This window comes from Mesorhizobium sp. LNJC394B00 (assembly GCF_000502555.1).
GTDB lineage: Bacteria > Pseudomonadota > Alphaproteobacteria > Rhizobiales > Rhizobiaceae > Mesorhizobium.
Window position 1 is genome coordinate 1562500 of sequence record NZ_AYWH01000002.1, and the last position, 24687, is coordinate 1587186.

Annotated in this window: 24 protein-coding genes; 16 read left to right on the forward strand and 8 right to left on the reverse strand. The window is 61.9% G+C overall.

Features of this window, described 5'->3' with window-relative positions; genetic code table 11:
• Window positions 1–14 precede the first annotated feature (14 nt).
• Window positions 15–536, forward strand: coding sequence for a GNAT family N-acetyltransferase (locus X751_RS152275; RefSeq protein ID WP_023744635.1), 522 nt, complete (start codon window positions 15–17; stop codon window positions 534–536).
• Here X751_RS152275 and X751_RS152270 read toward each other — a convergent pair.
• A complete protein-coding gene (locus X751_RS152270; RefSeq protein WP_023744636.1) occupies window positions 533–2335 on the reverse strand; it encodes an NAD(P)/FAD-dependent oxidoreductase in 1803 nt (600 codons plus the stop codon). The two genes, X751_RS152275 and X751_RS152270, sit on opposite strands and share 4 nt — an antisense overlap.
• 138 nt (window positions 2336–2473) lie before the next feature.
• Window positions 2474–3364: a LysR family transcriptional regulator gene (locus X751_RS152265; protein WP_023744637.1), complete on the reverse strand. Its 891-nt coding sequence runs from the start codon at window positions 3362–3364 to the stop codon at window positions 2474–2476.
• Between the two features lie 121 nt (window positions 3365–3485).
• Here X751_RS152265 and X751_RS152260 point away from each other — a divergent pair, with 121 nt between their 5' ends.
• The 3 genes from X751_RS152260 (at window position 3486) to X751_RS152250 (ending at window position 6042) form a co-directional block, all read left to right on the forward strand.
• Complete coding sequence (locus X751_RS152260; protein WP_023744638.1) at window positions 3486–4637, forward strand: gamma-butyrobetaine dioxygenase; 1152 nt, start codon at window positions 3486–3488, stop codon at window positions 4635–4637.
• On the forward strand, window positions 4634–5218 hold the full coding sequence (locus tag X751_RS152255; protein WP_023707197.1) for an HD domain-containing protein: 585 nt from the start codon (window positions 4634–4636) through the stop codon (window positions 5216–5218). Before X751_RS152260 ends, X751_RS152255 begins: the two co-directional genes overlap by 4 nt.
• Window positions 5219–5613: 395 nt before the next feature.
• Entirely contained in the window at window positions 5614–6042 is a 429-nt protein-coding gene (locus tag X751_RS152250; RefSeq protein WP_023731683.1) for a hypothetical protein, read from the forward strand.
• A 49-nt stretch (window positions 6043–6091) separates the two neighbouring features.
• Here X751_RS152250 and X751_RS152245 read toward each other — a convergent pair whose 3' ends face one another.
• The 3 genes from X751_RS152245 to X751_RS152235 all read right to left on the reverse strand — a co-directional run bounded on the left by X751_RS152245 (window position 6092) and on the right by X751_RS152235 (window position 8584).
• Window positions 6092–6739 carry a response regulator transcription factor gene (locus X751_RS152245; protein ID WP_023668347.1) on the reverse strand — a complete coding sequence of 216 codons (648 nt, stop codon included), beginning with the start codon at window positions 6737–6739 and terminating at the stop codon, window positions 6092–6094.
• The gene (locus X751_RS152240) at window positions 6736–8127 is read right to left on the reverse strand and encodes a sensor histidine kinase (protein WP_023690914.1); all 1392 of its coding nucleotides are present in this window, start codon (window positions 8125–8127) and stop codon (window positions 6736–6738) included. Before X751_RS152240 ends, X751_RS152245 begins: the two co-directional genes overlap by 4 nt.
• A 163-nt stretch (window positions 8128–8290) precedes the next feature.
• The gene (locus tag X751_RS152235) at window positions 8291–8584 is read right to left on the reverse strand and encodes a DUF1236 domain-containing protein (protein ID WP_023668349.1); all 294 of its coding nucleotides are present in this window, start codon (window positions 8582–8584) and stop codon (window positions 8291–8293) included.
• 643 nt (window positions 8585–9227) lie between these two features.
• Here X751_RS152235 and X751_RS152230 point away from each other — a divergent pair.
• From X751_RS152230 to ilvN, 3 genes are all read left to right on the forward strand, one after another.
• The gene (locus X751_RS152230) at window positions 9228–10190 is read left to right on the forward strand and encodes a DUF1236 domain-containing protein (protein WP_023668350.1); all 963 of its coding nucleotides are present in this window, start codon (window positions 9228–9230) and stop codon (window positions 10188–10190) included.
• Window positions 10191–10521: 331 nt separating this feature from the next.
• The gene (locus tag X751_RS152225; protein WP_023668351.1) at window positions 10522–12318 is read left to right on the forward strand and encodes an acetolactate synthase 3 large subunit; all 1797 of its coding nucleotides are present in this window, start codon (window positions 10522–10524) and stop codon (window positions 12316–12318) included.
• A gap of 81 nt (window positions 12319–12399) precedes the next feature.
• Window positions 12400–12972, forward strand: coding sequence for an acetolactate synthase small subunit (ilvN, locus tag X751_RS152220; protein ID WP_023668352.1), 573 nt, complete (start codon window positions 12400–12402; stop codon window positions 12970–12972).
• An 11-nt stretch (window positions 12973–12983) separates the two neighbouring features.
• Here the strand turns inward: ilvN and X751_RS0133260 are convergent, their stop codons facing one another.
• Window positions 12984–13364, reverse strand: coding sequence for a metalloregulator ArsR/SmtB family transcription factor (locus X751_RS0133260; RefSeq protein WP_023702997.1), 381 nt, complete (start codon window positions 13362–13364; stop codon window positions 12984–12986).
• 156 nt (window positions 13365–13520) lie between these two features.
• On the opposite strand from X751_RS0133260, the gene X751_RS152215 reads away from it, so the two are divergent.
• The 7 genes from X751_RS152215 to X751_RS152185 all read left to right on the forward strand — a co-directional run bounded on the left by X751_RS152215 (window position 13521) and on the right by X751_RS152185 (window position 21632).
• Window positions 13521–14477 carry an acyl-CoA desaturase gene (locus X751_RS152215; RefSeq protein WP_023744639.1) on the forward strand — a complete coding sequence of 319 codons (957 nt, stop codon included), beginning with the start codon at window positions 13521–13523 and terminating at the stop codon, window positions 14475–14477.
• Window positions 14478–14600: 123 nt separating this feature from the next.
• A complete protein-coding gene (locus tag X751_RS152210; RefSeq protein WP_023735940.1) occupies window positions 14601–15197 on the forward strand; it encodes a LysE family translocator in 597 nt (198 codons plus the stop codon).
• Window positions 15198–15422: 225 nt separating this feature from the next.
• Window positions 15423–16712: an efflux RND transporter periplasmic adaptor subunit gene (locus X751_RS152205; RefSeq protein ID WP_023744640.1), complete on the forward strand. Its 1290-nt coding sequence runs from the start codon at window positions 15423–15425 to the stop codon at window positions 16710–16712.
• Window positions 16709–19945, forward strand: a complete 3237-nt coding sequence (locus X751_RS152200; protein WP_023744641.1) for an efflux RND transporter permease subunit — start codon at window positions 16709–16711, stop codon at window positions 19943–19945. Before X751_RS152205 ends, X751_RS152200 begins: the two co-directional genes overlap by 4 nt.
• A gap of 64 nt (window positions 19946–20009) precedes the next feature.
• On the forward strand, window positions 20010–20615 hold the full coding sequence (gene nthA / locus X751_RS152195; RefSeq protein WP_023744642.1) for a nitrile hydratase subunit alpha: 606 nt from the start codon (window positions 20010–20012) through the stop codon (window positions 20613–20615).
• Window positions 20612–21271 (forward strand): nitrile hydratase subunit beta, encoded by a 660-nt coding sequence (nthB, locus tag X751_RS152190; RefSeq protein ID WP_023744643.1) that lies wholly within the window; start codon window positions 20612–20614, stop codon window positions 21269–21271. The genes nthA and nthB overlap by 4 nt, the downstream gene beginning before the upstream one ends.
• A complete protein-coding gene (locus X751_RS152185) occupies window positions 21258–21632 on the forward strand; it encodes a nitrile hydratase accessory protein (RefSeq protein WP_023744644.1) in 375 nt (124 codons plus the stop codon). The genes nthB and X751_RS152185 overlap by 14 nt, the downstream gene beginning before the upstream one ends.
• 41 nt (window positions 21633–21673) lie before the next feature.
• Here X751_RS152185 and X751_RS152180 read toward each other — a convergent pair whose 3' ends face one another.
• The gene (locus tag X751_RS152180) at window positions 21674–21976 is read right to left on the reverse strand and encodes a hypothetical protein (RefSeq protein ID WP_023714736.1); all 303 of its coding nucleotides are present in this window, start codon (window positions 21974–21976) and stop codon (window positions 21674–21676) included.
• A 242-nt stretch (window positions 21977–22218) separates the two neighbouring features.
• On the opposite strand from X751_RS152180, the gene X751_RS152175 reads away from it, so the two are divergent.
• Window positions 22219–23346 carry an ATP-dependent RecD-like DNA helicase gene (locus tag X751_RS152175; RefSeq protein WP_023668361.1) on the forward strand — a complete coding sequence of 376 codons (1128 nt, stop codon included), beginning with the start codon at window positions 22219–22221 and terminating at the stop codon, window positions 23344–23346.
• Window positions 23347–23366: 20 nt separating this feature from the next.
• On the opposite strand, the gene X751_RS152170 is transcribed toward X751_RS152175, so the two are convergent.
• A complete protein-coding gene (locus tag X751_RS152170; RefSeq protein ID WP_023682069.1) occupies window positions 23367–23786 on the reverse strand; it encodes an STAS/SEC14 domain-containing protein in 420 nt (139 codons plus the stop codon).
• A 112-nt stretch (window positions 23787–23898) separates the two neighbouring features.
• Between X751_RS152170 and X751_RS152165 the strand changes: the two genes are divergently transcribed.
• Window positions 23899–24639, forward strand: coding sequence for a pyridoxine 5'-phosphate synthase (locus X751_RS152165; protein WP_023714735.1), 741 nt, complete (start codon window positions 23899–23901; stop codon window positions 24637–24639).
• Window positions 24640–24687 lie beyond the last annotated feature (48 nt).

The window sequence follows — 24687 nt, forward strand, 5'->3', positions numbered from 1 at the left end:
GGGAAGGTGCCGGCATGAGTTCCATCGAAATCAGGTCGCTGACTGCTGAAACGCGCGGCATGCTGGCCGACCTCCTGATCGAGACGGTGGCGGCCGGCGGCTCCGTCAGCTTCATGCATCCCTTATCCAGGCAATCGGCGGAGGCCTTCTGGGGCAACTCGTTGGTGGCAGCAGAGAGAGGTGAAAGAGCGGTGCTGGGTGCATGGAAGGGCGAGGTTCTGGTCGGCACCGTGACCGTGCTGCTCGACTTTCCTGATAATCATCCGCACCGGGCCGAGATCGCCAAGCTGATGACCCGCGTCGAACACCGCGGCAAACGCATAGCGAGCCGGCTGATGCGGGCGGCCGAAACGCTCGCCGTCGAGAAAGGCCGCACGCTTCTGGTGCTGGACACCGCAACCGAGGAGGGCGCTTCCGGCCTTTACGAAAAACTCGGCTTCACGCTCACTGGCGAAATACCGGACTTTGCCTTGAAACCCCATGGCGGGCTGACCGGCACGCTCATCTACTGGAAGCGCATCGGCGGCGCTACCTAACCCTTGTGATGAACCTCTTGCAGCGCGTAGACCGGCGTCGCGATGCCTTCCATGCGCGCCTTCAGCTGCAGCGCCAGGAACTGGGAATAGTGGCGTGACTGGTGCAAATTGCCGCCATGGAACCACAGCGCCTCCTGCTGCGTCGGCTTCCACATGTTGCGCAGCTCGCCTTCCCAGGGGCCTGGGTCCTTGGTGGTGTTGGAGCCGAGGCCCCAGCATTTGCCGACCTTGTCTGCGACCTCCCGTGAGATCAAATCGGCCGCCCAGCCATTCATCGAGCCATAGCCGGTGGCGTAGACGATGAGATCGGCCGGCAGTTCCGATCCATCGCTGAGCAGGACCGAATGCTCCTTGATCTCCTTCACGTCGACACCGCTTTTCAGCTTGATCGACCCGTCGATGATCAGGTCGGATGCGCCGACATCGATGTAATAGCCCGAGCCGCGCCGCAGATATTTCATGAACAGGCCGGAGCCGTCATCGCCCCAGTCAAGCATGAAGCCGGCCTTTTCCAGGCCCTTGTAGAATTTGTCGTCGCGCTTCTTCATCTCGGCATAGGCCGGGATCTGGAATTCGTGCAGGATCTTGTAGGGCAGGGAGGCGAAGACGAGGTCAGCCTTGGCGGTGGTCATGCCGCTCGCGACCGCCTTTTCCGAATAGAGCGAGCCCAGCCCGATCTCCATCAGCGTGTCGGACTTGACGATATGCGTGGTCGAGCGCTGCACCATGGTGACATCAGCGCCGGCTTCCCAAAGGGCTGCGGCGATGTCGTGGGCGGAGTTGTTCGAGCCGATGACGACGGCTTGTCTGCCGACATAGGCATCGGGTCCCGGATGCTTCGAGGAGTGATGCTGGTCGCCCTTGAATGTGTCCATGCCCTTGAAGTTCGGCATGTTGGCCTTGCCGGATTGCCCCGTGGCCAGCACCAATTGTTTCGGCTTCAGCGTGATGTCCTTGCCGTCGCGGCGCACCACCACCGTCCATTCCTTCTTCCCTTCGTCATAGACAGCGCTCATGGCCTCGGTCGACGACCAGTAGTTCAGCTCCATTACCTTGGCGTACATTTCCAGCCAGTCGCCGATCTTGTCCTTGGGCGCGAAGACCGGCCAGTTCCTGGGAAAGTCGATATAGGGCAGATGGTCGTACCAGACCGGATCGTGCAGGCAGAGCGATTTGTAGCGCTTGCGCCAGCTGTCGCCGGCCCGTTCGTTCTTCTCGACGATGACGGTCGGCACGCCGAGCTGCCGCAGCCGCGCGCCGAGCGCGATGCCGCCCTGGCCGCCGCCAATGATGAGCGTATAGGGCTGCGTCTTGAAGCCGAGCTCGGCGGCTTCCTTCTCGCGCTCCTCCTTCCAGGTCGGGCGGTTCTTGCCATGGCCGTGCTTGGCGCCGAGCGGGCGGTCGAAACCGGCCGGCTCCTCATGGCCCTTGAGCTCGACCATGGTGGTGAGCAGCGTCCAGATCTTGCCGTCCTTCAGCCGGATGTGGCCCAAGCCGCGCGCGACAGACGTTTCGAAACTGATCCAGCCGTCGAGCACGCCGTCGCTTTCCGTGGCATCCTCGCCCCTGGCGATCGCCCAGTTCGACGGTTTGGTCCTGGCCAACTGGCTGACCAGCATGTCGCGCACCTGATCGCGGCCTTCCATCGTCTTGATGTTCCAGGTGAAGGTGACGAGATCGCGCCAGTAACAATCCTCCTGGAAGCAGGCGACCGCCTTGTCGATGTCGCCGGCGGCGAGTGCCGCGCCGAAGCGATCGAGCAGGTCGGAAAGCTTCTTGTTGGGGGCCTTGTCGAGCATTGAATTTCCTCCGCGATTTTTCCTGGCCGCCCGTAGCGAGCGGAACCCTGCCGAAGCTTGACGTCCGGCCTGGCGCAGTATCGCGGCAAATTATGCGCCGCGTCACGTCGTCCAATAGTTTGCCGCGTATTCAGGGGCTTATCGGGAAATCGGGACGCCGAAGACCGTTGCGAACCAGCGGCGGACCGCTTCCTCGGCCGGGCTCAGATGCGCGCCCGAAGGTGCGGTCAGATAGTGGCCGGCACCGCTCGACAGCGTAAAGCCGGACAGGGTGACGAGAGATCCTTCGCGCAGTGCCGCGTCGGCCAACGGTCGCGATCCCAGCACCATGCCGGCGCCGTGCTTCGCCGCCTCCAGTGCGGTAACGAAACTGTCGAATTTGTGCGTCGGCCCCAGCGCCGGCTTCATCCGGGCGACGGCGAACCACTCGCCCCACATTTCCCGCGCGCCGACCACTGTAAGTCTCGGCAATCCTGTCCAATCCTTGGCCTTGGCGAGATGCGGCGACGCCATCGGCGTCAAGGTTTCGCGGGTCAGGCGGTCGGCCTGCCGTCCGGCAAAAGAGCCGGAGCCAATGCCGAATCGGATGTCGAGACCCACAAAGCGCTCGCCATAATCGGCCGGTGTGTGGATGGTCTCGATCTGCAGCTGGACGAAGGGCAGGTCCTTGGCCATTTGCGGCAGCTTCGGCGCGATCATCAGCACGGCAAACGAGATCGGCGAGCGTATCGTCACGCTCTGGACGGTCTTGGGTTCAAACAGCTCGCGCGTGCTGTTGGCGATCACGGCGAAGGCCGATTGCAGATGCGGCAGGTAGGCGGCACCCTCCGGCGTCAGTTCGACGCCGCGCGCCAGGCGGATGAACAGCGGCTGCTTCAACCGCTCTTCGAGAGAACGGATGTGCTGGCTGACCGCAGCCTGGGTCAGGCCAAGCTCGGCCGCGGCGGCGGTGAAATTCGACAGCCGAGCGGCGGCCTCGAAACTGCGCAGCCAGTCGAGCGGGGGCAAGGGCAGGGTTGTTTCAGTCATAAACCGTTTAGGGCCTTTGGCTGCAAAATGATAATTTGAGTTATGCCTTCGACATCATCACGATGCAACCGCAAACCCTGCGGAGTTGGCTGCGGGGCGCAGCGGACAGGAACGGATCCCCATGCTTAGCCAGGCGCTGATCGGCGACGAAGGAAGAACGATCGACCTCGGGTGGAAGGACGGCGCGCGCACTCGCTTTCACGCAGTGTGGTTGCGCGACAATGCGCTCGACGACAAGACGCGCAGCGCCGGCAACGGCCAGCGGCTGATCACCATTCTCGACATTCCCGCGCAGACATGGATCGGCGCAGCCGCGATCAAGGGCGATGCGCTTGAAGTCAGTTTCGAACCGGAGGGAAAGACGGTGCGCTTTCCTGCGGCATGGCTGAGCGCCAATGCCTATGACCGCGATGCCGCCCGACAGCCCGGCTGGACAGGCGAGGGCACCGTGCGATGGACCAGGGCCTCTATGCAGAATTCGGTGCCGCGCGCCGGCTATCTCGCTGCCAGCCGCGACCGCGCCGTCTTGCGGCAATGGCTGTCGGCGGTGAAGACCTACGGCTTCGCGGTGATGGACGATTTGCCGCCCGAATCCGGGGCGCTGTGCAAAGTGTCCGATCTGTTCGGCTATATCAGGGAGACCAATTACGGCCGATGGTTCGAGGTGCGCGCCGAGGTCAATCCAACCAATCTGGCCTACACCAATCTTGGCCTGCAGGCGCATACCGACAATCCCTATCGCGATCCGGTGCCGACCTTGCAGATCCTGTCCTGCATCGAAAACACCGTGGAGGGCGGCGAATCCAGCGTCGTCGATGGTTTTGCCGTGGCGGCCGCGCTGCAGGCCGAAAACCCCGAAGGCTTCCGGCTGTTGAGTTCATACCCGGCGCGTTTCGAATATGCGGGGTCGTCGGGCGTGCGATTGCAGGCCAAACGGCCGATGATCGAGCTCGGGCCGGATGGCGAACTCATCGCCATCCGTTTCAACAACCGCTCGCTGGCGCCGACCGTCGATGTGCCGTTCGCGGAGATGGAGGCCTACTACGCCGCCTATCGCCGGATTGCCGAACTGATCGAGGATCCTTCCTTCGAAGTCACCTTCAGGCTCGAGGCAGGCCAGGCCTTCATCGTCGACAACACCCGCGTCATGCATGCCCGCAAGCAATTCTCCGGCGCCGGCAAGCGCTGGCTGCAGGGCTGCTACGCCGACAAGGATGGCCTTTTGTCGACGCTGTCGGCGATCGAACACAGCTTCAAGGAGGCTGCGGAATGAGCGGCCAGGATTTGAACGCGGGCAACATCGTCGAATTCATCGCCGATATTTTCGAACGCCGAGGGGCGGAATCCTATCTCGGCGAACCCGTCACCATGTCGGAGCACATGTTGCAGGGCGCCTGGTTCGCCGAAAAGGACGGCGCGCCCGATGTGCTGGTGGCGGCAGCACTGCTGCACGATATCGGCCACTACACCAGCGAGTTCGGCACCTATTCGCCCGACGATGTCGAGGACAAGCATCATGACGAAGCCGGCGGCGAGGTGCTGGCGCCGTTCTTTCCACCGGTGATCGTCGAATGCGTCAGGCTGCATGTCGCGGCCAAGCGCTACCTCTGCGCTACCGACCCGACCTATTTCGGCAGGCTGTCGCAGGCCTCGGTCCACACGCTGTCGCTGCAAGGCGGGCCGATGAATGCCGAAGAGGTGGCCGAGTTCCGCAAGAACCCGTTCCACGAGGAAGCGGTTCGGGTCCGCATCTGGGACGAGGCCGGCAAGATCGCCAACATGAAGACCCGGGCATTTCGCGACTACATGCCGCTGCTGCAACGGGTTGTCCGCGACTTCGCCAATCGCGCCTGATCATAATCCGGGGAAGGAACGGCATGTGCTACCGCTTCGACGGCGAGCATGCGCAAACCGTATGCCGCCGCAGACTTGCCGCGAGCGTCTGCGTGCGCAGGCGCTCGCGCCTCGCTGCCGATCCCTACCGGTGACGAGCCTTGTCACCGCGGATTTTATTGCGACATCCGTCGGCGCGGCCCAAGATCAGTAGGTCAGACTTCGGTGTATATTTGACTCAGACGAAGGTCTGAGAATCGAGCTGCAAGCACGAAAGGAGAGTTTCCTCAGCGTTTGTGAGCCGCAATTTTGGGCTGTTCATTCTTGAATACCGTGACACATCATGATGTGATGGTGGCATGAATGGAGAAAGGCAGCCCCTGTTTTCATCCGTGCGTCGCCGGGCGTACTTTAGCTTGCGCGTATTCGCGGCGGTTGCGGTGACGATGCCGGTGCTTGGTCTGCGGTTGAGCCATGTCGACGGTTACAAGATCGAATTCGCCGCTGCCAGCGCCAAGAGCGGAAACAATGGCAATGGTAACGGTGGTGGCAACGGTAGTGGTAACGGTAATGGCTCAGGCGGCAACGCCGGGAATGGCAACGCCAACGGAAAGGGAAAAAATGGTGCCGGCGACAACGCCGCCGGTAGCCAAGCTCCCAGTAGCCAAGTCAATGCCGCTGGCGACACGGTGACGGTACAGGGCGCCAAAATCCAGGTCGTGCATCGCGATGGATTCAGCGAAAGCATCGAGGCCGGCCGCTTCACTATGAAGGATCCGCTTGGAAGGACAATTGTCGAACGCGCCGTAAGGGCCTCCGACATTGCTCGTCTGAAAGGGCTGTAACTGTTGGTTCGCCAACCAGCATCCGACCTTCAGACAAGCCCCGATCTCCCTATACAAGACCCGTTTTGGGCGCGTGCATAAGAATGGCTGCTTCGGTGCGGTTTCGCACCTTTAGCTTTTGAAATATCCGAGTCATGTGGTGTTTTACCGTTTTCTCCTGCAGGTTGAGACGTTTGGCGACTTCTTTATTGCTCAGTCCTTCGCCTACCAAGGAGATTATCCCAAGCTCGCGTCCCGAGAGATTGGCAACGAGATCGGTAGTGCGCTTTTCCGGCCGGATCAGTTCATTCAAAAGCTGCGCTGACAGGGTCGGCGAAACATATTTTTTTCCTGCGGCTATATAAGTCAGCACCTCGGCCAGCGATGCCGCCCCAATCCCTTTCAGCACATATCCGCGTACGCCCAGCCTGAGCGCCGTTGCCAAATCGGCGTTCGCCTCCGAGACGGTGAGCATGACGATCTTGCAGTCAGGCTGAGTTGCAAGAATATTTTCCGCTGCCGCCAGACCCCCTCCCGGCAAACTGATGTCTAGCAGCAATATGTCGGGATTTGCCAAGGCCGCAAGCTGTTCGGCATCCGTCGCGGTTTCGCCCGCACCAACGACTTCGAAGCCGCCGATTTCGGCGAGGCTGCGAGCCACACCCTCGCGAAACAGCGGATGATCATCAACAATGGCAATCCTTATGGGAGCGGTCATTTCTGGTCCTCGATGTTGAGCGTTATGGTCAGCCGGGTCCCCCTGGGGCTCGAAAAGGTCTCGAAGTGACCTCCGATACTTTCGATACGTTCCCTCATACCGGCGAGTCCAAGTCCTTCACACGATCCCGACTGGAATCCAGGGCCGTGATCAAGCACTTGAATGAGGAGCTTGCCCTGCGTCACTCTCGCCTTGACAGCCTGCCCCTTGCCCAGACCGTGTCGCCAGGCATTGTTCAGCCCCTCCTGCGCGAAGCGAAAGATGCTTATTTTCTCGGACGTCCCCAGGTCGGGCAGGCGAGATGGCAGTGAAAGCGATACGGAGGAGGCCGTCCGGCGTTCATGTTCGGCAACCGCAAGCCGCAATATCTCCGCGACTGTCGAAGCTTCGATCTGTGGCAGCACGAGGCCGGTGCAGATGGCGCGGATCTCCCGCATCGCCTCGTCCAACGTATGATGGATATCGGCGATCTCGGTCTTCCGGTGGCTTGGGGATGCGGCGGGATCGAGCAGCAGAGGGCTGTCCATGCGCAGCGCAGCCAGTGCGACCAGCTGAGCTGGACCGTCATGCAAATCAGACCCGATGCGACGCAAGTAACGCTCGTTGATTGCCGTTGCGCGGCGCGACGCCTGCTGGACGCGCTCCCGCAAAGCGGAATTCTGCTCCAAAAGCAACTGAAGTTCGGCCACTTGTGTCTCAAGCGCTGAACGCTGCGTTTCGATAGTGCTGCTGCCGCGAAGCACGATTCCCGAGAGCATCGCCAAGGCGACCGCGGTCGCGCCAGCCACGAGCAGCCAGCTCGACCATAGTGCCGAGTTTAAAGTGCCCTGAAGATCGTCGGCTATCTCGTAGAACTCGGAAACGGCCACAACATCGCCCGACCACGGCTCTCGAACCGGATTGTAGATCTCGAGCAGCGAGGCGGTGGGGCTCTTCCGTTCCTTCCTTTCATTTTCGTCCAGATCATTGAATTGCGCCACCACGTTTCCACCGAACGCATGCAGCAAGTTCGCATTTGGCTCGAAGGTCTGGCCGATAAGAGCCGCGTCTTTGGCGTACAGCACCTTGCCATCACGCCGCCAAAGCACGAACGACGCCAGTTTTTTGCCGAGAGCACCCTGGTCCAGGGTTTCATCGAGCGCCCGTTTAACGGTGTCGCTGAGCTGCTGGCTTTTGCGCATATCCGGCAGGATTGGCGCGATGACACTGTCGACGTAAAGCGCGGTCGTGCTTGCAGAGTTGCGGATCACTCCATCTCGTATTTGCGAGGTGACCCATAGGCCGACGACCAGCATCAGCGACAGCAGCCCAATGCTTCCGACTATGATGAACTGCCAAGCCAACGATAGCCTGTTCCAGTTTTGATAGAGACTATCAATGTAGCGCACGTCTCAACCGACCCCGCGACTTTGGCCGCGCCAAAATGCCTAAGCCATCCTACATCTAGAACGGTCGATGGTGCGAGCAAGCGCTAGGTTGAATTGCCGGGGAAACCGCAATTTCAGGGCATGATCCCACCGCCACCCGCGGGGAACGGCGGTGGGATCAGCGTTACTGTATGATCTTGACGATCTTCCGCGTGCCGGGGTCGACCAGCACGGTTCGCCCGTCGACCACAACGTAGCGATACTTGACGCTCGGCACTTCATGCAGTTCCACCGTGTCGGGAATGGCGGTCCCCACGTTCAATTCGACACCTGGAATCTTCACCGACGCAAGGGGCTGCTTTTTCACGTATTCGCGCACAACCGTTTCCTGCTCCGGCGCGATGATGACGTCTTGAGCGGCAACTACGCCCGCGCTCGCGAGCAGCAAGAATCCGGCAATTGCGGTCGACTGGTACATGGTCGTCATGATTCTCTCCTTCATCAACGCTCATGCATCTTGCGCGAGCTCGATTCCGATACGGTGGTTGTTGGTGAGGTTGATGCACACCGCAAGCCGAACGGGCTTTTCGCGGCTGCGTTCCCGCGTGGGGCTTCGGTCCGGGCGTCATCGGGCCAATGGACTATAGGGAGAGGGACCAAAGTCTGGTGCCAGGCTGTAGAGGTCCTAGAGCCTCCTCAGGGCGGAACACAGGGTTCTCGGCATCGTTGAGATCAGCACTTGTGGGAGGCGTTANTTCAATTCGACACCTGGAATCTTCACCGACGCAAGGGGCTGCTGGGAGGCGTTAATGGACAACAGCGTCCATCAGGCACGATGGTTGCTCTTGCCTGTTTTCGGGGTAGCCATCCTGGTCATGACGACGGGAGTACTTCTAAGCTTGTGAGGCTGGTGTCATCGCTATGGGATCACAAGCTCAGAAAAAAGCAAAAATCTTGCGTTGCATTAATTTTTTGATGCAATTTGTAGCTGATTGTTGGCAAAACTACTGCCTACATTTATTGGTCTTCTTAGAAGCCCGATTTTATTCGCAAAATGCGGAACAAAGTATTTTTGACAGAGTTGGCTAGGCTGAGGGACCGACTCTTTAAGGAGAAAGCAGATGAAACATGTGTTGATCACGAGCATGATTGCGCTTGGCGTCGGGTGCGGCGCCGCGATCGCCCAGACCCAGGCTGTGCAGCCGAGCGGCGGCGACAACTGCGCCGCCGGCGCGGCCGATTGCCAGAAGGGCGGCAAGGCCGGCGAACAGGCGCAAGGCAAGATGAAGTCACAGACCGATCAGAATGCACAGGGCCAGGCTGGCGCCACGACCGATCAGCAGGCTCAGGGCAAAGCCAAGCTCAAGACGGATGAACAGGCACAGGGCAAGGCCGGGACCAGTACCGAGCAGAATGCTCAGGGTCAGGCCGGCGCCACGACCGATCAGCAGGCTCAGGGCAAGGCCAAGCTCAAGACGGATGAACAGGCCCAGGGCAAGGCCGGGACCAGCACCGAGCAGAATGCTCAGGGCCAGACCGGCACCAGCACCGAGAAGCAGGCTCAGGGCAAGGCCAAGCTCAAGACGGATGAACAGGCCCAAGGCAAGGCCGGGACCAGCACCGAGCAGAACGCTCAGGGCCAGACCGGCACCAGCACCGAGAAGCAGGCTCAGGGCAAAGCCGGGACCAGCACCGAGCAGAACGCTCAGGGCCAGACCGGCACCAGCACGGACCAGCAGGCCCAGGGCAAGGCCGGGACCACCACCGAGCAGAACGCTCAGGGCAACACAAACGTCCAGACCGACCAGGGCAATACGGCCTCGATCAACAACGTGACAGTCGAGCAGAAGACGCAGGTCACGCAGATCATCCACGAGACCAGGGTTGAGCCGGTGAAGAACGTCGACTTCGACATTTCGGTCGGCATCGAGGTGCCGCGGCACAAAGTGCGCCTGCACCGTCTGCCGGCGCGCATTGTCAAGATCGTCCCGGCTTACGAATCCTATGAGTACTTCGTGCTGGCCGACGGGCGCATCGTCATCGTCGACCCGGACACGTACAAGATCGTGCTGATCCTGACGTGACACGGCAGTGGCTCTTGTTCCCGGCGCGGTGCGATTGAGGGGTATCGTATGCGCCGCGGTGGCCCGCCGACCAGAGGCGGCGGGCCACTTGCTTTGTCTTTCGCATCGCGCGTTTTTCCCGTTGACACCTTGCCTTTCACCCTCGTAGTGTCCGCCACGATGAAAAAGGCACTCATTCTCGTAGGAAAGCGCGTGGGCAAGGCGGTGTAACCGCCGGGCGAAAACCTCCCATGCGCAACACACAGGCTCCCATCGGGGGCCTTTTTTATTGCCCGAAACACGACTAAACGACCAGCAATCGCCTCATGGCTAGAAGTACGGGACCAGACCGATGAGCAACGGACAGAACGAACGGCGCGAAATGCCAAACAGGGAAATGACTGGCGCCGAAATGGTGGTGCAGGCGCTGAAGGACAATGGCGTCAAGCATGTCTTCGGCTATCCCGGCGGCGCGGTGCTTCCGATCTATGACGAAATCTTCCAGCAGGACGAGGTCGAGCACATCCTCGTCCGCCACGAGCAAGGCGCAGGGCATGCGGCCGAAGGCTATGCCCGCTCGACCGGCAAGGCCGGCGTCATGCTGGTGACCTCCGGCCCGGGCGCCACCAATGCGGTGACGCCGCTGCAGGATGCGCTGATGGATTCGATCCCGCTGGTCTGCCTGACCGGGCAGGTGCCGACTTCGCTGATCGGCTCCGACGCGTTCCAGGAGTGCGACACGGTCGGCATCACGCGCCCCTGCACCAAGCACAACTGGCTGGTGAAGGACGTCAACGAATTGGCCGCCACCATCCATGAGGCCTTCCATGTCGCGACGACCGGCCGCCCCGGCCCGGTGGTGGTCGACATTCCGAAGGATGTGCAGTTCGCCAAAGGCATCTATGTGCCGCCGCAGGCGGCGCCGCGCACCAGCTACCAGCCGAAGGTCCAGGGCGACCTGGAAAAGATCAAGGCCGCCGTCGAACTGATGGCCAGCGCCAAGAAGCCGATCATCTATTCGGGCGGCGGCGTCATCAACTCCGGTCCGGAGGCCAGCCATCTTCTGCGCGAACTGGTCGACCTCACCGGCTTCCCGATCACCTCGACGCTGATGGGCCTCGGCGCGTATCCGGCATCGGGCAAGAACTGGATGGGCATGCTGGGCATGCACGGCACTTATGAAGCCAATATGGCGATGCATGATTGCGACGTGATGATCTGCATCGGCGCGCGCTTCGACGACCGCATCACCGGACGGCTGACCGCCTTCTCGCCCAACTCGAAGAAGATCCACATCGACATCGATCCATCGTCGATCAACAAGAACGTGCACACGGAAGTGCCCATCATCGGCGATGTCGGCCGGGTGCTGGAGGACATGGTGCGGCTGTGGCGGGCGAGCGCCAAGGCCGACAAGAAGGCGCTCCATCCCTGGTGGGAGCAGATCGCCAAATGGCGCGCGCGTGACTCGCTCGCGTTCAAGATGAACCACGATGTGATCATGCCGCAATATGCCATCCAGCGGCTCTACGAACTGACCAAGGACATGGACACCTACATCACCACCGAGGTCGGCCAGCACCAGATGTGGGCGGCGCAGCACTATCATTTCGAGAAGCCGAACCGCTGGATGACGTCGGGCGGGTTGGGCACGATGGGCTACGGTCTGCCGGCTGCGCTCGGCGTGCAGATCGCGCACCCGGATGCGCTGGTCATCGACATCGCAGGCGATGCCTCGGTGCAGATGACGATGCAGGAGATGAGCGCGGCGGTGCAGCACAATGCGCCGATCAAGATCTTCATCCTCAACAACCAGTATATGGGCATGGTGCGCCAGTGGCAGCAGCTGCTGCACGGCAACCGTCTGTCGCATTCCTACACCGAAGCGATGCCCGACTTCGTCAAGCTGGCCGACGCATATGGCGGCCATGGCATTCGCTGCGAGAAGCCGGACGAGCTGGACGATGCGATCAAGGAGATGATCGCGGTGAAGAAGCCGGTGCTGTTCGATTGCCGGGTGGCGACGCTCGCCAACTGCTTCCCGATGATCCCGTCGGGCAAGGCGCATAATGAAATGCTCCTGCCCGACGAGGCGACCGACGAAGCCGTGGCCAACGCCATCGACGCCAAGGGCAGGGAACTGGTCTAGGTCCAAGCCGGGGCAGGGCTGTCGCGAGAAGCCGTGCGCAAACAGAGAATTAGCTCAAAGTCTGAAATCGAGATTCATGTCATGAACGCACAGCTTCAACCGACCGGCTCCGCCTATTTCATCGCCAAGGAAACGGAAAAGCCGGAGAACCACACGCTCTCCGTGCTGGTCGACAATGAGCCCGGTGTGCTTGCCCGGGTCATCGGCCTCTTTTCCGGCCGCGGTTATAACATCGAGAGCCTCACCGTCTCCGAGACCGAACACGAGAAGCACCTGTCGCGCATCACCATCGTGACGCGCGGCACGCCGCATGTGCTGGAGCAGATCAAGCACCAGCTCGAACGCATCGTACCGGTGCATCGCGTCGTCGATCTCACCGTGCGCTCGCACGAGTTCGGCCAGGAGCGGCCGCTGGAACGCGAGTTGGCGCTGGTCAAGGTCGCCGGCACCGGCGAAGCCCGCGTCGAGGCGCTGCGTCTGGCGGACGCTTTTCGCGCTTCGGTCATCGACGCCAACACCGAGCACTTCATCTTCGAGATTACCGGCAAGGGTTCGAAGCTCGACCAGTTCATCGCCATCATGAAGCCGCTCGGCCTGGTCGAGATCTGCCGCACCGGCGTGGCGGCGATGAACCGCGGCCCGCAAGGGATGTAGTCTCAGTCCAACTATTTTACCGGCTTGGGATCGACCTTGCCGCTCGCCAGATTCTTACTCTCCCTTTTGATCGGGCGCGATACCGGACAGACGTCCTGGACGAAGCCGTTCAGCGTGTTAACCAGATTGTTCTGGACCAGCGAGTAGCGGATGAATTGTCCCTGCCGCTCCCTGGCGATGAGGCCGGCCGTCTCCAGGATGCTCAGATGCTGCGAGATCGACGGCTTCGACATGTCGAAGCGCGCCGCGATCTCGCCCGCGGTCAGCGAGGAGTGGGCGAGATAGGCGAGGATCTTGCGCCTCGGCTGCGATGACAGCGCCTCGAACACGCGCTGTATGGCGCTGCTTGCCCCGATAGCCGTGTCGCCATCCGCTGCATTGTCTTCGATCACCGCCTGCCTCTGTCGTTTCGCTTCCGGTATTTAGTCTATTGCCTAAATACCTAAATCGGAATAGTAGATAGTTAGCTTATTGCCTAAATAAGCGCCGGCGCGCCGGAAGGCAAGGCTCTTTGGTCCGGAAATGTTTCCTGCAGAGGAGGGGTACCGATGAAGACCATATCCACAGGCAGAATGATCTCGCAGCCCTTGAGCGATGCCGAAGATGGCGAGGTCGTCTGGATGCCGGCCAAGTCGATCTGGGTCGGTGCGATGACGCTGATTGCGTTGGTGTTCGGGCCGCTGACCTTCAGCTGGAGCGCTTTCGCCCTGTTCGTAGCGACGACGGCGGTGACGATCTGCGCCGGACACTCGGTCGGCATGCATCGCCTGCTCATCCATCGCTCGTTCAAGGTTCACATCTGGCTCAAACACGCGCTGGTCTATCTCGGCACGCTCGTCGGCATGGCCGGTCCGTTCGGCATGATCTATGCGCATGACATACGAGACTGGGCGCAGCGCCAGACGGCTTGTCACGACCTGCACGCCCACCGCCGGCCTTTCTTCACCGACGCTTTCTGGCAAATGCATTGCGCCGTGGCGTTGCGCAATCCGCCTGACTTCGTCATCGAGCCGTCGATCCGCAACGACCGCTTCTACAGATTTGTCGAGCGGACCTGGATGCTGCAGCAACTGCCGTGGACGATCCTTTTCTTTCTGCTCGGCGGGTGGAGCTGGGTGGTCTGGGGCATTGCGGTGCGGATCTCGGTGTCGCTGACCGGGCATTGGCTGGTCGGGCATTTCGCACATCGCAGCGGGCAGCAGGGCTGGCGCGTCGATGGCGTTGCCGTGCAGGGCTACAACCTGCCGCGTTTCGGCCTGGTGACCTTTGGCGAGAGTTTCCACGGCAATCACCATGCGTTTCCCGAATCCGCAAAGCTCGGCCTGGAACGCGGGCAGATCGATCTCGGCTGGCTCTTCATCCGCATCCTGGCTGCCCTCGGCCTCGCGCATGGCGTGAAGCTTCCCGGGAACACGCCGAGGCGCAAAGGCCTGCGGCGTGTGGCTGGCCATCAGGAGGCGGCCGCCGCTCCCAGCCTGTTGTCGGCGCGGGCCCACGGCAGGTAGACTGTGCCGGCCTGGCTGGCTCGGGATAGACGGATCACGGCGGGGCGCTTTGGACCAATGGAATGAGGTTGCGTCCAGCGCTCTGTCGATTTAAGTCAGCATTGCTGACCTTTGTGAGCCGTCATGACCCTCGACGCTTTCCTTGCCCTTTTGGTCTACGCCTTCGTGACCTCGATCACGCCGGGGCCGAACAACCTCATGCTCTTGGCGTCGGGCGTGAATTTCGGCCTCGTCAGAACCATTCCGCATATGCTGGGCATCAGCATGGGTTTCCTGGTGCTGTTGCTTGCCGTCGGCTTCGGCCTGGGCGCGGTGCTGACGGCGTTTCCGGCCTTGCACACCGGATTGAAGATCGCCGGCGCTGCCTATCTGCTCTATCTCGCCTGGAAGATCGCCATGTCGCGCTCGCTGTCCAGCAAGGGGGAGACGGAGGCACGGCCGATGCGCTTCATCGAGGCAGCCGCATTCCAGTGGGTCAATGCGAAAGCCTGGGTGATGGCGATCACCGCCATGGCCGTCTACTCCAATCCGGACCACCCGTTCCTGTCGGTGGCGCTGATCGCGATCGCCTTCACCGTCGTCAACCTGCCGAGCGTCTCGGTGTGGGCCGGTTTCGGCACGGCGCTGCGCGGGTTCCTGTCGGATCCGGTGAGGCTGAAATGGTTCAACATCGCCATGGGTGTGCTCTTGGGGGCGACGCTCTGGCCGATGCTGAAGTAGACGCATCCCGCCTGAGATCTCAACCGCATCCTGGCTGGTTTTCCGACTGCTGAGCCGGCTGCATAGTCATTGTGCAGTGCACATTAAATCTTCGTAATGCCGTGTTTTGGCCCTTTTCCGACAAATGTGCGTCCTATCTACTTCGGCGAGATCGCGGCAAGACGCCGTGATTGGGTAGAATGAGACCACCGGGTTCGGCGTGTCGGATCATAGGGCTTTCAGTCGATGCGCGGAAAAGTCGTTCTGGCGGTGGTGGTGGCAGCGGCCTGTGTCGCCGCGGCATGGGTCTATTTTTCGCCGGCGGCAATGAGCAGTCTGCGGCAGATGCTGCCGGGCGCCAGGCAGGCGGCAGCAACGGACAAGCCGGCTGGATCGGACAAGGCTTCGGCCGACAAGGCTGGGGGCAAATCCGGCGCCGGCGGTAATGCCGCCCGTTCGGCCTCGATCGTCTCGGCCACCGCGACAATGGCCGATTTTCCGATCCGCCGTTACGCCATCGGCTTCGTGTCTTCGCCGGCCGTGGTCAACATCAACGCCCGCGTGTCCAGCCAGATCGTATCGATCGACGTCAAGGACGGCCAGATGGTGAAGGCGGGCGACCTGCTGTTCTCGCTCGACGACAGGGCGCTCAAGGCGCAGCTTGCCAAGGATCAGGCGACGCTCGCCAAGGACCAGGCGCTGCTAACCAGTTCGGGCTCCGACCTTCAGCGCGCCAAGGATCTCGTCGCCAAGCAGGCCGGCACGCAGCAGACTTACGATCAGGCGGTGGCGGCGCAAAAGGCTGCGGCGGCGACGGTCGATGCCGACAAGGCGACGATCGACGCCGACAATGTCCAGCTCGGCTTTGCCAGCATCAAGGCGCCGATTGCCGGCCGGCTGGGCGCGGTCAACGTTTCGGTCGGTGACCTGGTTACCTTGAGCAACGGCAACTCGAGCACGGCCACGCCGCTGGTGACGATCACCGAGATGGATCCGCTGCAAGTCAACTTCAACCTGCCGGAGAGCAACCTGGCGCTGCTGCACAAGGCGCTGGCCAACCCGCAGCAAGGCGCGGTGACGCTGACCAAGGATGGCGATCCGATGCCGATCGGCAAGGGCACGCTCGACTTCGTCGATTCCAGCGTCGACACCGCGTCCGGTACGATCGCGACACGGGCGAGCATTCCCAACGCCGATCTTTCACTGTGGCCCGGCCAATATGTGAATGTCGTGCTCGACGCTGGCATCATGCCGCAGATGACATCCATCCCGACCGTTGCCGTGCAGCCCAGCCAAAAGGGACCGTTCGTCTATGTCGTCAAGCCCGACAACACGGTCGAGATGCGACCGGTGCAGGTGGCGCTGACCGAAGGCGAAAACAGCGCCATCAGCGAGGGCGTCAAATCAGGCGAGAAGGTGGTGGTCGAGGGCCAGACCAGGCTGAAGGACGGCGCCGCCATTCACGAAGGCAAGGCGGCCGGCGGTGATCAAGCTGCTCCCAAGGTCGCCGAGGCCGGCAAGGCGGCTGCCCAATGATTTCCGAATTCTGCATAAGAAGGCCTGTCGCGACGCTGCTGATGTCGTTCGCCCTCGTGCTGGGCGGGCTGTTTGCCTACAAGTTCCTGCCGGTGGCGGCGCTGCCGAGCGCCGAATTCCCGGTCGTCAACGTCTCGGCCAACCTGGCCGGCGCGTCACCCGAAACCATGGCGACATCGGTGGCGACGCCGCTGATCAAGCAGTTCGCCACCATTGCCGGCATCGATTCGATCTCAACCAGCAATTCGCTGGGACGCACGTCCATTGCCATCCAGTTCGTGCTCAACCGGGATATCGACGCGGCGGCCGCCGATGTGCAGGCGGCGATCGCGCGCACGCAGCGGCAGTTGCCGCCGGAGATGACGTCGCCGCCGAGTTATCGCAAGGTCAATCCGGCCGACGCGCCGATCCTTCTGATGTCGCTGGTCAGCGACACGGTTCCGCTCACCGACCTCGACGCCTTCGCCGAAAATGTCATCTCGCCCTCGCTGTCGACCATCGACGGCGTGGCGCAGGTGTCGATCTTCGGCCAGCAGAAATATGCGGTGCGCGTGCAGATCGATCCGACCGCACTTGCCGCGCGCGGCATTTCGATCGATCAGCTGCAGACGGCGATCGCGTCGGCCAACTCCAACACGCCGCTCGGCGTCTTGCAGAACGACAAGCAGCAGCTGACCATCACGGCCAATACGCAGCTCACCGATGCCGCCGGGTTCTCCAACCTCATCATCGCCACCAAGAACGGCCATCCGGTGCGGCTGGGCGAGGTGACGCGCGTCATCGACTCGGTCGAGACCACGACGACTGCAAGCTGGTATGACGGCACGCGCGCCATCATCCTGGCGGTGCAGCGCCAGCCCGACGCCAACACGGTCGACGTCGTCGACAAGGTCAAGGCGATGCTGCCGTCGTTCAAGGACCAAATGCCGGCCGCCGCCGACATCAAGCTGCTCAACGACCGTTCGACCTCGATCCGCCAGGCCGTCGACGACGTCCAGTTCACGCTGCTTCTGACCATCGCTTTGGTGGTGATGGTGATCTTCGTCTTCCTGCGCCGGGTGACTGCAACCATCATTCCGGCCGTGGCGGTGCCGATCTCGTTGATCGCGACGCTCGGCGCCATGTTCCTGTTCGGCTTTTCCATCGACAACATCTCGCTGATGGGCCTGACGCTCGCAGTCGGCCTCGTCGTCGACGACGCCATCGTCATGCTGGAAAACATCTTTCGCCACATGGAGGAGGACGGTCTCTCGGCCTTCGATGCCTCGCTGAAGGGCGCGCGCGAAATCGGCTTCACCATCATCTCGATCTCGATCTCGCTGGTGGCGGTGTTCATCCCCGTGCTTCTAATGGGCGGCGTCATCGGCCGCATNATCATCTCGATCTCGATCTCGCTGGTGGCGGTGTTCATCCCCGTGCTTCTAATGGGCGGCGTCATCGGCCGCATCTTCAACGAATTCGCCGTCGTGGTGACGGTCGCCATCCTGGCTTCGATGTTCGTGTCGCTGACACTGACGCCAATGCTGTGTTCGCGCTTGCTGTCGGTGACCAAGGCCGATCGCGACAAGCATGCCCCCGGCCACAAGCAGGATATCGTCACCCGCGGCTATGACCGGCTTTTGACCTTCTGCCTGCGCCACACTTTTCTGGTGTTCTTCGTCTTCGCCGGCACGGCGGCAGGGTCGGTCTGGCTGATCGAGGTCTCGCCGAAAGGCTTTTTCCCGCAAGAGGATATCGGCCAGATCTCGGTTACGACGATCGCCAGGCAGGACATCTCCTACGACGCCATGGTCAAGCTGCAGAACCAGGCGGCAAGTGTCTTCTCGCATTCGCCCTATGTCTCGCATGTCGCCTGGTCAGCCGGCGGCGGCAACAATGCGCTGAACCAGGGCCAGCTCTATGTGCAGCTGAAGGACAAGAGCCAGCGCCCCGACATCGACAAGGTGCTGTCGGATCTGCGGCGGCAACTGGCCACTGTGCCGGGGATCGATGCCTATATGCAGCCGGTGCAGAACCTGCGGCTTGGCGCGCGTTCTTCCGCCAGCGCCTACCAGCTCGTCGTTCAGGGCCTCGATACCGGCCTGACCGACACATGGGCGCAAAAGCTCAACGATGCGATGGCGGCCGATCATGCGAATTTCACCGACGTCACCAGCGATCTGCAGAACAATTCATTGCAGGCGACGCTGGTGGTCGATCGCGACAAGGCGGCGTCGCTCGGCATCGACACCGACACGCTGCGCTCCAGTCTCTATGGCGGCTTCGGCACGGAGCAGGTCTCGACGATCTTTGGCTCGGCCGACAGCTACGAAGTCATCATGGAGCTCGATCCCAACATCGAATGGTCGCCCGAGCGCATGCTGGCCATCCAGGTCAGGACGGCAAGCGGCAGCCTGGTGCCGCTCGGCGCCTTTGCCCGCGTCGACCGCACCGCCGGCGCGCTGACGGTCAACCAGCTCGGCCAGCTGCCCGCGGTGACCATCTCCTACAACCTGCCGCAAGGCGTGGCGCTGGGCGACAGCACGGCCCGCATCGCCGCGCTGAAGGAGCAGATCGGCATGCCGCCGGCGATTTCGACCAGCTTTGCCGGCACCGCCAAGACCTTCCAGGATTCGCTGGCCAATCAGGGCCTGCTGATCGGCGGCGCCATTCTGACCATCTATATCGTACTCGGCATCCTCTATGAGAGCTTTATCCATCCGCTGACCATTCTGACCGGCCTGCCTTCGGCGGTGCTGGGCGCCGTGGTCGCGCTGCGCTTTGCCGGCATGGACCTGTCGGTGATCGCGGTGATCGGCATCCTGATGTTGATCGGCATCGTCAAGAAGAACGGCATCATGATGGTCGACGTCGCGCTGGAGCTGCGACGAGAAGGCATGTCGGCCAAGGAGTCCATACACAAGGCGTGCCTGATGCGTTTCAGGCCGATCATGATGACGACGTTGGCGGCGCTGATGGGCACGTTCCCGATCGCGCTCGGCACCGGCGCCAGTGCTGAGCTGCGCCAGCCGCTCGGTGTCGCGGTGGTTGGCGGTCTCCTGGCGTCGCAGGCGCTGACGCTGTTCGTCACCCCTGTCATCTATGTCTATTTCGAGAATTTCTCCGGCTGGCTGGTGAGCTTCTTCTCTTCGAAAAAGAACAGGCCGGAGCTGCATGCGGTCGAGAGCGGCGAGCAGGCCTCGCTGTTCGCTCCCGAGGATCGGCTCGAGCCGCAAAGGGCCGCCGCCGAATAGGCGATAGCCCGTGGCCCAAGCTGTCATGCTTGCGGCCGCGTGCCGCCGATCCTAATCTGAGGTCATGTCCCATGATCATGACCACGACAACGAACTCGACCCGTTTGCGGCGCGCGTGCGCGCGCTGGAGACCATCCTCACCGAAAAAGGCCTGATCGATCCGGCCGCAATCGACGTCATCGTCGACACCTATGAGACCAAGATCGGACCGCGCAACGGCGCCAGGGTGGTGGCGAAAGCCTGGAGCGATCCGGCCTTTGCCGAGTGGCTGAAGCGCGACGCGACTGCGGCGATCACCTCGCTGGGCTACACCGGCCGCCAGGGCGAGCACATGCAGGCGGTGTTCAACACGGACGAGACGCACAACCTCGTCGTCTGCACGCTGTGCTCCTGCTATCCGTGGTCGGTGCTCGGCCTGCCGCCGGTCTGGTACAAGGCGCCGCCCTATCGCTCGCGCGCCGTGATCGATCCGCGCGGCGTGCTGGAGGAGTTCGGGCTGACCTTGCCGGCGGAGAAAAACATCCGCGTCTGGGATTCGACTGCCGAACTGCGCTATCTCGTGGTGCCGATGCGGCCTGACGGTACCGAAGGCTGGAGTGAGGACCAGCTCGCCGAACTGGTGAGCCGCGATGCGATGATCGGCACGGCGGTGGCGAGAGAACCGGCATGAACGGGCCGCAGGATCTCGGTGGGCAGATGGGTTTCGGGCCGGTCGCGCCCGAAAAGGACGAACCGTATTTTCATGCGGATTGGGAGAGGCGGGCGCTCGGCGTGACGCTGACTGCCGGCGCCATGGGCGCGTGGAACATCGACGAGAGCCGGCACGCCAGGGAATCGCTGCATCCGGCCGTCTATTATTCCTCAAGCTACTACCAGATATGGATCAAAGCGCTCGAGGTGCTGCTGAAGCGCCATGGCTTCGTCAGCGAGCGCGATCTGACGGAAGGTCGGGCGGTCGATCCGGCGGCGACGCCCAAAAGGGTGTTGAAGGCCGAAAACGTTCCGGCGGTGCTGGCCAAGGGCAGTCCCTGCGACCGGCCGGTCGAGACAGCGCCGCGCTTCAAGGCCGGCGACCCGGTGCGGACAAGGAATTTCAATCCCACCGCCCACACGAGGCTGCCGCGTTATGCGCGCGGCAAGCACGGAGTGATCGAGGCCGTGCGTGACGGTTTTGTGTTCCCCGACAGCAACGCGCATGGAAACGGTGAAAACCCGCAATGGGTCTATACCGTGGTCTTCGATGGCTCGGAAATCTGGGGCGAGGGCGCCGACCCGACGCTTACCGTCTCCATCGACGCTTGGGAGAGCTATCTTGAGCCGGCCTGAAGGTGCATTGCCGGCGGGTCTGGACGAACCGGTATTCGCCGAACCCTGGCAGGCCGAAGCCTTCGCCATGACGGTGGCGCTGCACGACAAGGGCCTGTTTTCCTGGGCCGAATGGGCCGATGCGCTGTCGGCGCAAGTGAAGAAGCCGGGCGCCGCAAGCGACGGCCACGATTATTACGAGCATTGGCTGGCTGCGCTGGAGACGCTGCTGGCGGCCAAGGGCGTCGCGGGAAAAAGTGACGTCGACACGCTCGCCGCCGCCTGGGAACGCGCCGCGCATGCAACCCCGCACGGCAAGCCGATTTTGTTGGAGAACGATCCCGGGCCGACCAGAGGTAGCGGCGGCGGCGCGAACATATAGTCCGCCTGTGGTTGGTGTTTGAAATCTGGCGGCCGATGCAACTAATTTTCGACGACCATGCCTTCGTCGTCCCCATAGACAAACGCCTCAACGACGGCGAAGCGGCCACGGTTTTTGGAAATGGCGACGAAGTCGTTGTCAGCCAAGTGGAGGATCACTTGCTCGTCGCTGATGGTAACACGTTCTATGGTTCTGGCATTTTCGTCACTCAGACAGGCCGTGACCTCGGTATATATCGCGAACCCTGCGTCATCCGACAAGGAGACAACGATGCCATAACCAGGTTCGCCGATTTCGATCTTCTTTATCGACTTTCCGATCAGCCTGTCTGCGAACGACCTCATCAATATCCTCGCTTATAGGTGTCTGCGCCGATCTGCATCTCGATCATGTCCGTGATAGTGGCATTGCCCGATCTAGGTTCAAATGCCTGAATTCAAATCGTTCGTTATCCGCTTGCATGTTCACTTTACGTTCGCATTTGCGCCTGCTAGTTTGTCCCGTTGAAGGTGAGGCAATCCCATCGTTTTAAGCGGTGGTTGGCACCAAGCTTGTCTTTCTCTCGCGAATCCGGTCTGTCGAATCGATGGAATTCTCTCCCCAACAGGACGAGGCTCTGAAAGCGGTCGCGCGCTGGCTCAAGGAGGGCCGGCCGCAGGTCTTCCGGCTGTTCGGCTATGCCGGCACCGGCAAGACCACGCTGGCGCGCTATTTTGCCGAGCATGTCGACGGGCAGGTGCAGTTCGCCGCCTTCACCGGCAAGGCGGCGCAGGTGCTGCGTTCCAAGGGCGCGGTCAATGCCCGCACCATCCATTCGCTGATCTATAGGCCGAAAGGCGAGGAATCGGTGTCGGACGAGGTGACCGGCAAGACCTCGATGTCGCCGACCTTCTCGCTCAATCGGCAAAGTCCTATTTCACGGGCGAAGCTGGTGGTCATCGACGAATGCTCGATGGTCGACGAGCAGCTTGGCCGCGACCTTCTGAGTTTTGGCACGCCGATCCTGGTGCTTGGCGATCCGGCGCAGCTGCCGCCGATCTCGGGCGGCGGCTTTTTCACCGAGCATGAGCCGGATGTGCTCTTGACCGAAATCCACCGCCAGGCGCGCGACAATCCGATCATCCAGCTGGCGCTCGACGTGCGCGAGGGCCGCGAGTTCATGCGTGGCGACTACGGCACCGCGCAGGTCATCGGCAAGGAGGACGTCACCCAGGAGCTGGTGCTGAAGGCGGACCAGGTGTTGGTCGGCACCAACCGCACACGCCGCCGCTACAATCAGCGCCTGCGCGAGCTGAAGGGTTTCAATGCCGATTATCCGCAGGCCGGAGACAAGCTGGTCTGCCTGCGCAACGACCCCGCCAAGGGCCTGCTCAACGGTTCGCTGTGGAAGGTAATGACCTCGTCGCGCGAAACGGTGAAGCCGGGCATCAACCTTCTGGTCTCGCCCGAGGAGGACGATCCCGACCGCGGCGTCGCCAAGATCAAGCTGCTCAAGTCGGCTTTCGAGGATCCGGACGCCGATATCCCCTGGCAGCAGAAGAAGCGCTTTGACGATTTCGACTATGGCTACGCGCTGACCGTGCACAAGGCGCAGGGTTCGCAGTGGAACGATGTCGTGCTGTTCGACGAGAGCTGGGCGTTCAAGGAAACCCGCCAGCGCTGGCTTTATACCGCCATCACGCGGGCGGCAGAGCGCCTGACGATCGTTAGATAGCTGGCGTTAGATAGCTGGCGTCAGGTAGCAGCCGGCGCAGCAGGGCTGAGTGGCGTCGCACCCAGCCATTGCCAGGCATCCGCTTCATCCTCGGCCGCGAAGTGCCTGAACTCGATGGGTGGCGAAGCCGGAAGGAAGTTCCGCGCATCCGCTATCCAGTCGGGCTCACCGATCGTCGCGCACCGGGCGATATGCTCTAGCGCATGAACCGTACCTTGTTTCAGCGTCTCGTCGTCCATATCGATCCAGTCGACGCCCTCATGGTCGACCAGCCGCACCAAGACGTCGATCCTCGGGTGCAGCGCGTAGGCAGCCTCCAGCAATCCGAACAGATTTTCGCCGTCGGCGGCAGAGACATGGCCGACGACGTCGATGGCGAAAAGGTCCTCACGGTCGGTTTCGAGGCGGCGGATTGCGGGCACGGACTGGAGAAAATTCATTGGCTGGGTTCCCCCTTGCGAGCAGATGTCATCACTGGAACACCCGAAAGCCCCTGTCTGTTCCCATCAAAGGCAGTATAGATGCGCTGCACAAACAGCCGGACCTCACGCCATGCCCGCGAAACTCTCGGTCAATCTCAACGCCATCGCCATGCTGCGCAACCGCCGCAACCTGCCATGGCCCAGCGTCACCGGGCTCGGCCGCCTGGCGTTGGCGGCCGGCGCGCACGGGCTGACGGTTCATCCGCGGCCCGACGAGCGCCACACCAGGCATTCCGACCTGCCGGAGATCCGGGCGCTTATCGACGACGAGTTTCCCAAGGCGGAATTCAACATCGAGGGCTACCCGACCGAGGATTTTCTGGCGCTTGTGGAAAGGCACCAGCCGGAGCAGGTGACGCTGGTGCCCGACGATCCGGCGCAGGCGACATCGGACCATGGCTGGAACTTTGCCGCCGAGGCGGCGTTCCTTAACCCGATCGTCAAGCGTCTGAAAAAAGGGGGCTTCCGCGTGTCGCTGTTTTCCGATCCGGATCCCACCGGCGTCAATGCCGCGCGCGACACCGGCGCCGACCGCATCGAGCTCTATACCGGGCCCTACGGCAGCTACCATTCCGATTCCGCCAAGGCGCGGAAGGAGCTGGAAAGATTGGGAAAAACCGCGGATGCCGCAGTCGCCGCCGGGCTCCAGGTCAATGCCGGGCACGATCTGGTGGTGAACAACCTTCCGGCATTGGCAAAGCGCATTCCGGCATTGGCCGAAGTGTCTATCGGACACGGGTTGACAGCCGATGCGTTGGAGTATGGCATGGCCGGCACGGTGGGGCGGTTTCTGAAGGCTTGCGGTTGGTAGCGGTGGAAGGCTCGTGTCGAAGGTGATATCGCATGACAGCAAGCAAGG

Excerpts from the sequence above, each read along its gene's own strand:
- X751_RS152270 (WP_023744636.1), bottom strand. The coding sequence starts at position 2,335 with ATGCTCGACAAGGCCCCCAACAAGAAGCTTTCCGACCTGCTCGATCGC.
- X751_RS152245 (WP_023668347.1), bottom strand. The coding sequence starts at position 6,739 with ATGACCGCTCCCATAAGGATTGCCATTGTTGATGATCATCCGCTGTTT.
- X751_RS152225 (WP_023668351.1), top strand. The coding sequence starts at position 10,522 with ATGAGCAACGGACAGAACGAACGGCGCGAAATGCCAAACAGGGAAATG.
- X751_RS152265 (WP_023744637.1), bottom strand. The coding sequence starts at position 3,364 with ATGACTGAAACAACCCTGCCCTTGCCCCCGCTCGACTGGCTGCGCAGT.
- X751_RS152205 (WP_023744640.1), top strand. The coding sequence starts at position 15,423 with ATGCGCGGAAAAGTCGTTCTGGCGGTGGTGGTGGCAGCGGCCTGTGTC.
- X751_RS152170 (WP_023682069.1), bottom strand. The coding sequence starts at position 23,786 with ATGAATTTTCTCCAGTCCGTGCCCGCAATCCGCCGCCTCGAAACCGAC.
- X751_RS152175 (WP_023668361.1), top strand. The coding sequence starts at position 22,219 with ATGGAATTCTCTCCCCAACAGGACGAGGCTCTGAAAGCGGTCGCGCGC.
- X751_RS152165 (WP_023714735.1), top strand. The coding sequence starts at position 23,899 with ATGCCCGCGAAACTCTCGGTCAATCTCAACGCCATCGCCATGCTGCGC.
- X751_RS152215 (WP_023744639.1), top strand. The coding sequence starts at position 13,521 with ATGAAGACCATATCCACAGGCAGAATGATCTCGCAGCCCTTGAGCGAT.
- nthA (WP_023744642.1), top strand. The coding sequence starts at position 20,010 with ATGTCCCATGATCATGACCACGACAACGAACTCGACCCGTTTGCGGCG.
- ilvN (WP_023668352.1), top strand. The coding sequence starts at position 12,400 with ATGAACGCACAGCTTCAACCGACCGGCTCCGCCTATTTCATCGCCAAG.
- X751_RS152260 (WP_023744638.1), top strand. The coding sequence starts at position 3,486 with ATGCTTAGCCAGGCGCTGATCGGCGACGAAGGAAGAACGATCGACCTC.
- nthB (WP_023744643.1), top strand. The coding sequence starts at position 20,612 with ATGAACGGGCCGCAGGATCTCGGTGGGCAGATGGGTTTCGGGCCGGTC.
- X751_RS152255 (WP_023707197.1), top strand. The coding sequence starts at position 4,634 with ATGAGCGGCCAGGATTTGAACGCGGGCAACATCGTCGAATTCATCGCC.
- X751_RS152235 (WP_023668349.1), bottom strand. The coding sequence starts at position 8,584 with ATGTACCAGTCGACCGCAATTGCCGGATTCTTGCTGCTCGCGAGCGCG.
- X751_RS152275 (WP_023744635.1), top strand. The coding sequence starts at position 15 with ATGAGTTCCATCGAAATCAGGTCGCTGACTGCTGAAACGCGCGGCATG.
- X751_RS152230 (WP_023668350.1), top strand. The coding sequence starts at position 9,228 with ATGAAACATGTGTTGATCACGAGCATGATTGCGCTTGGCGTCGGGTGC.
- X751_RS152180 (WP_023714736.1), bottom strand. The coding sequence starts at position 21,976 with ATGAGGTCGTTCGCAGACAGGCTGATCGGAAAGTCGATAAAGAAGATC.
- X751_RS152210 (WP_023735940.1), top strand. The coding sequence starts at position 14,601 with ATGACCCTCGACGCTTTCCTTGCCCTTTTGGTCTACGCCTTCGTGACC.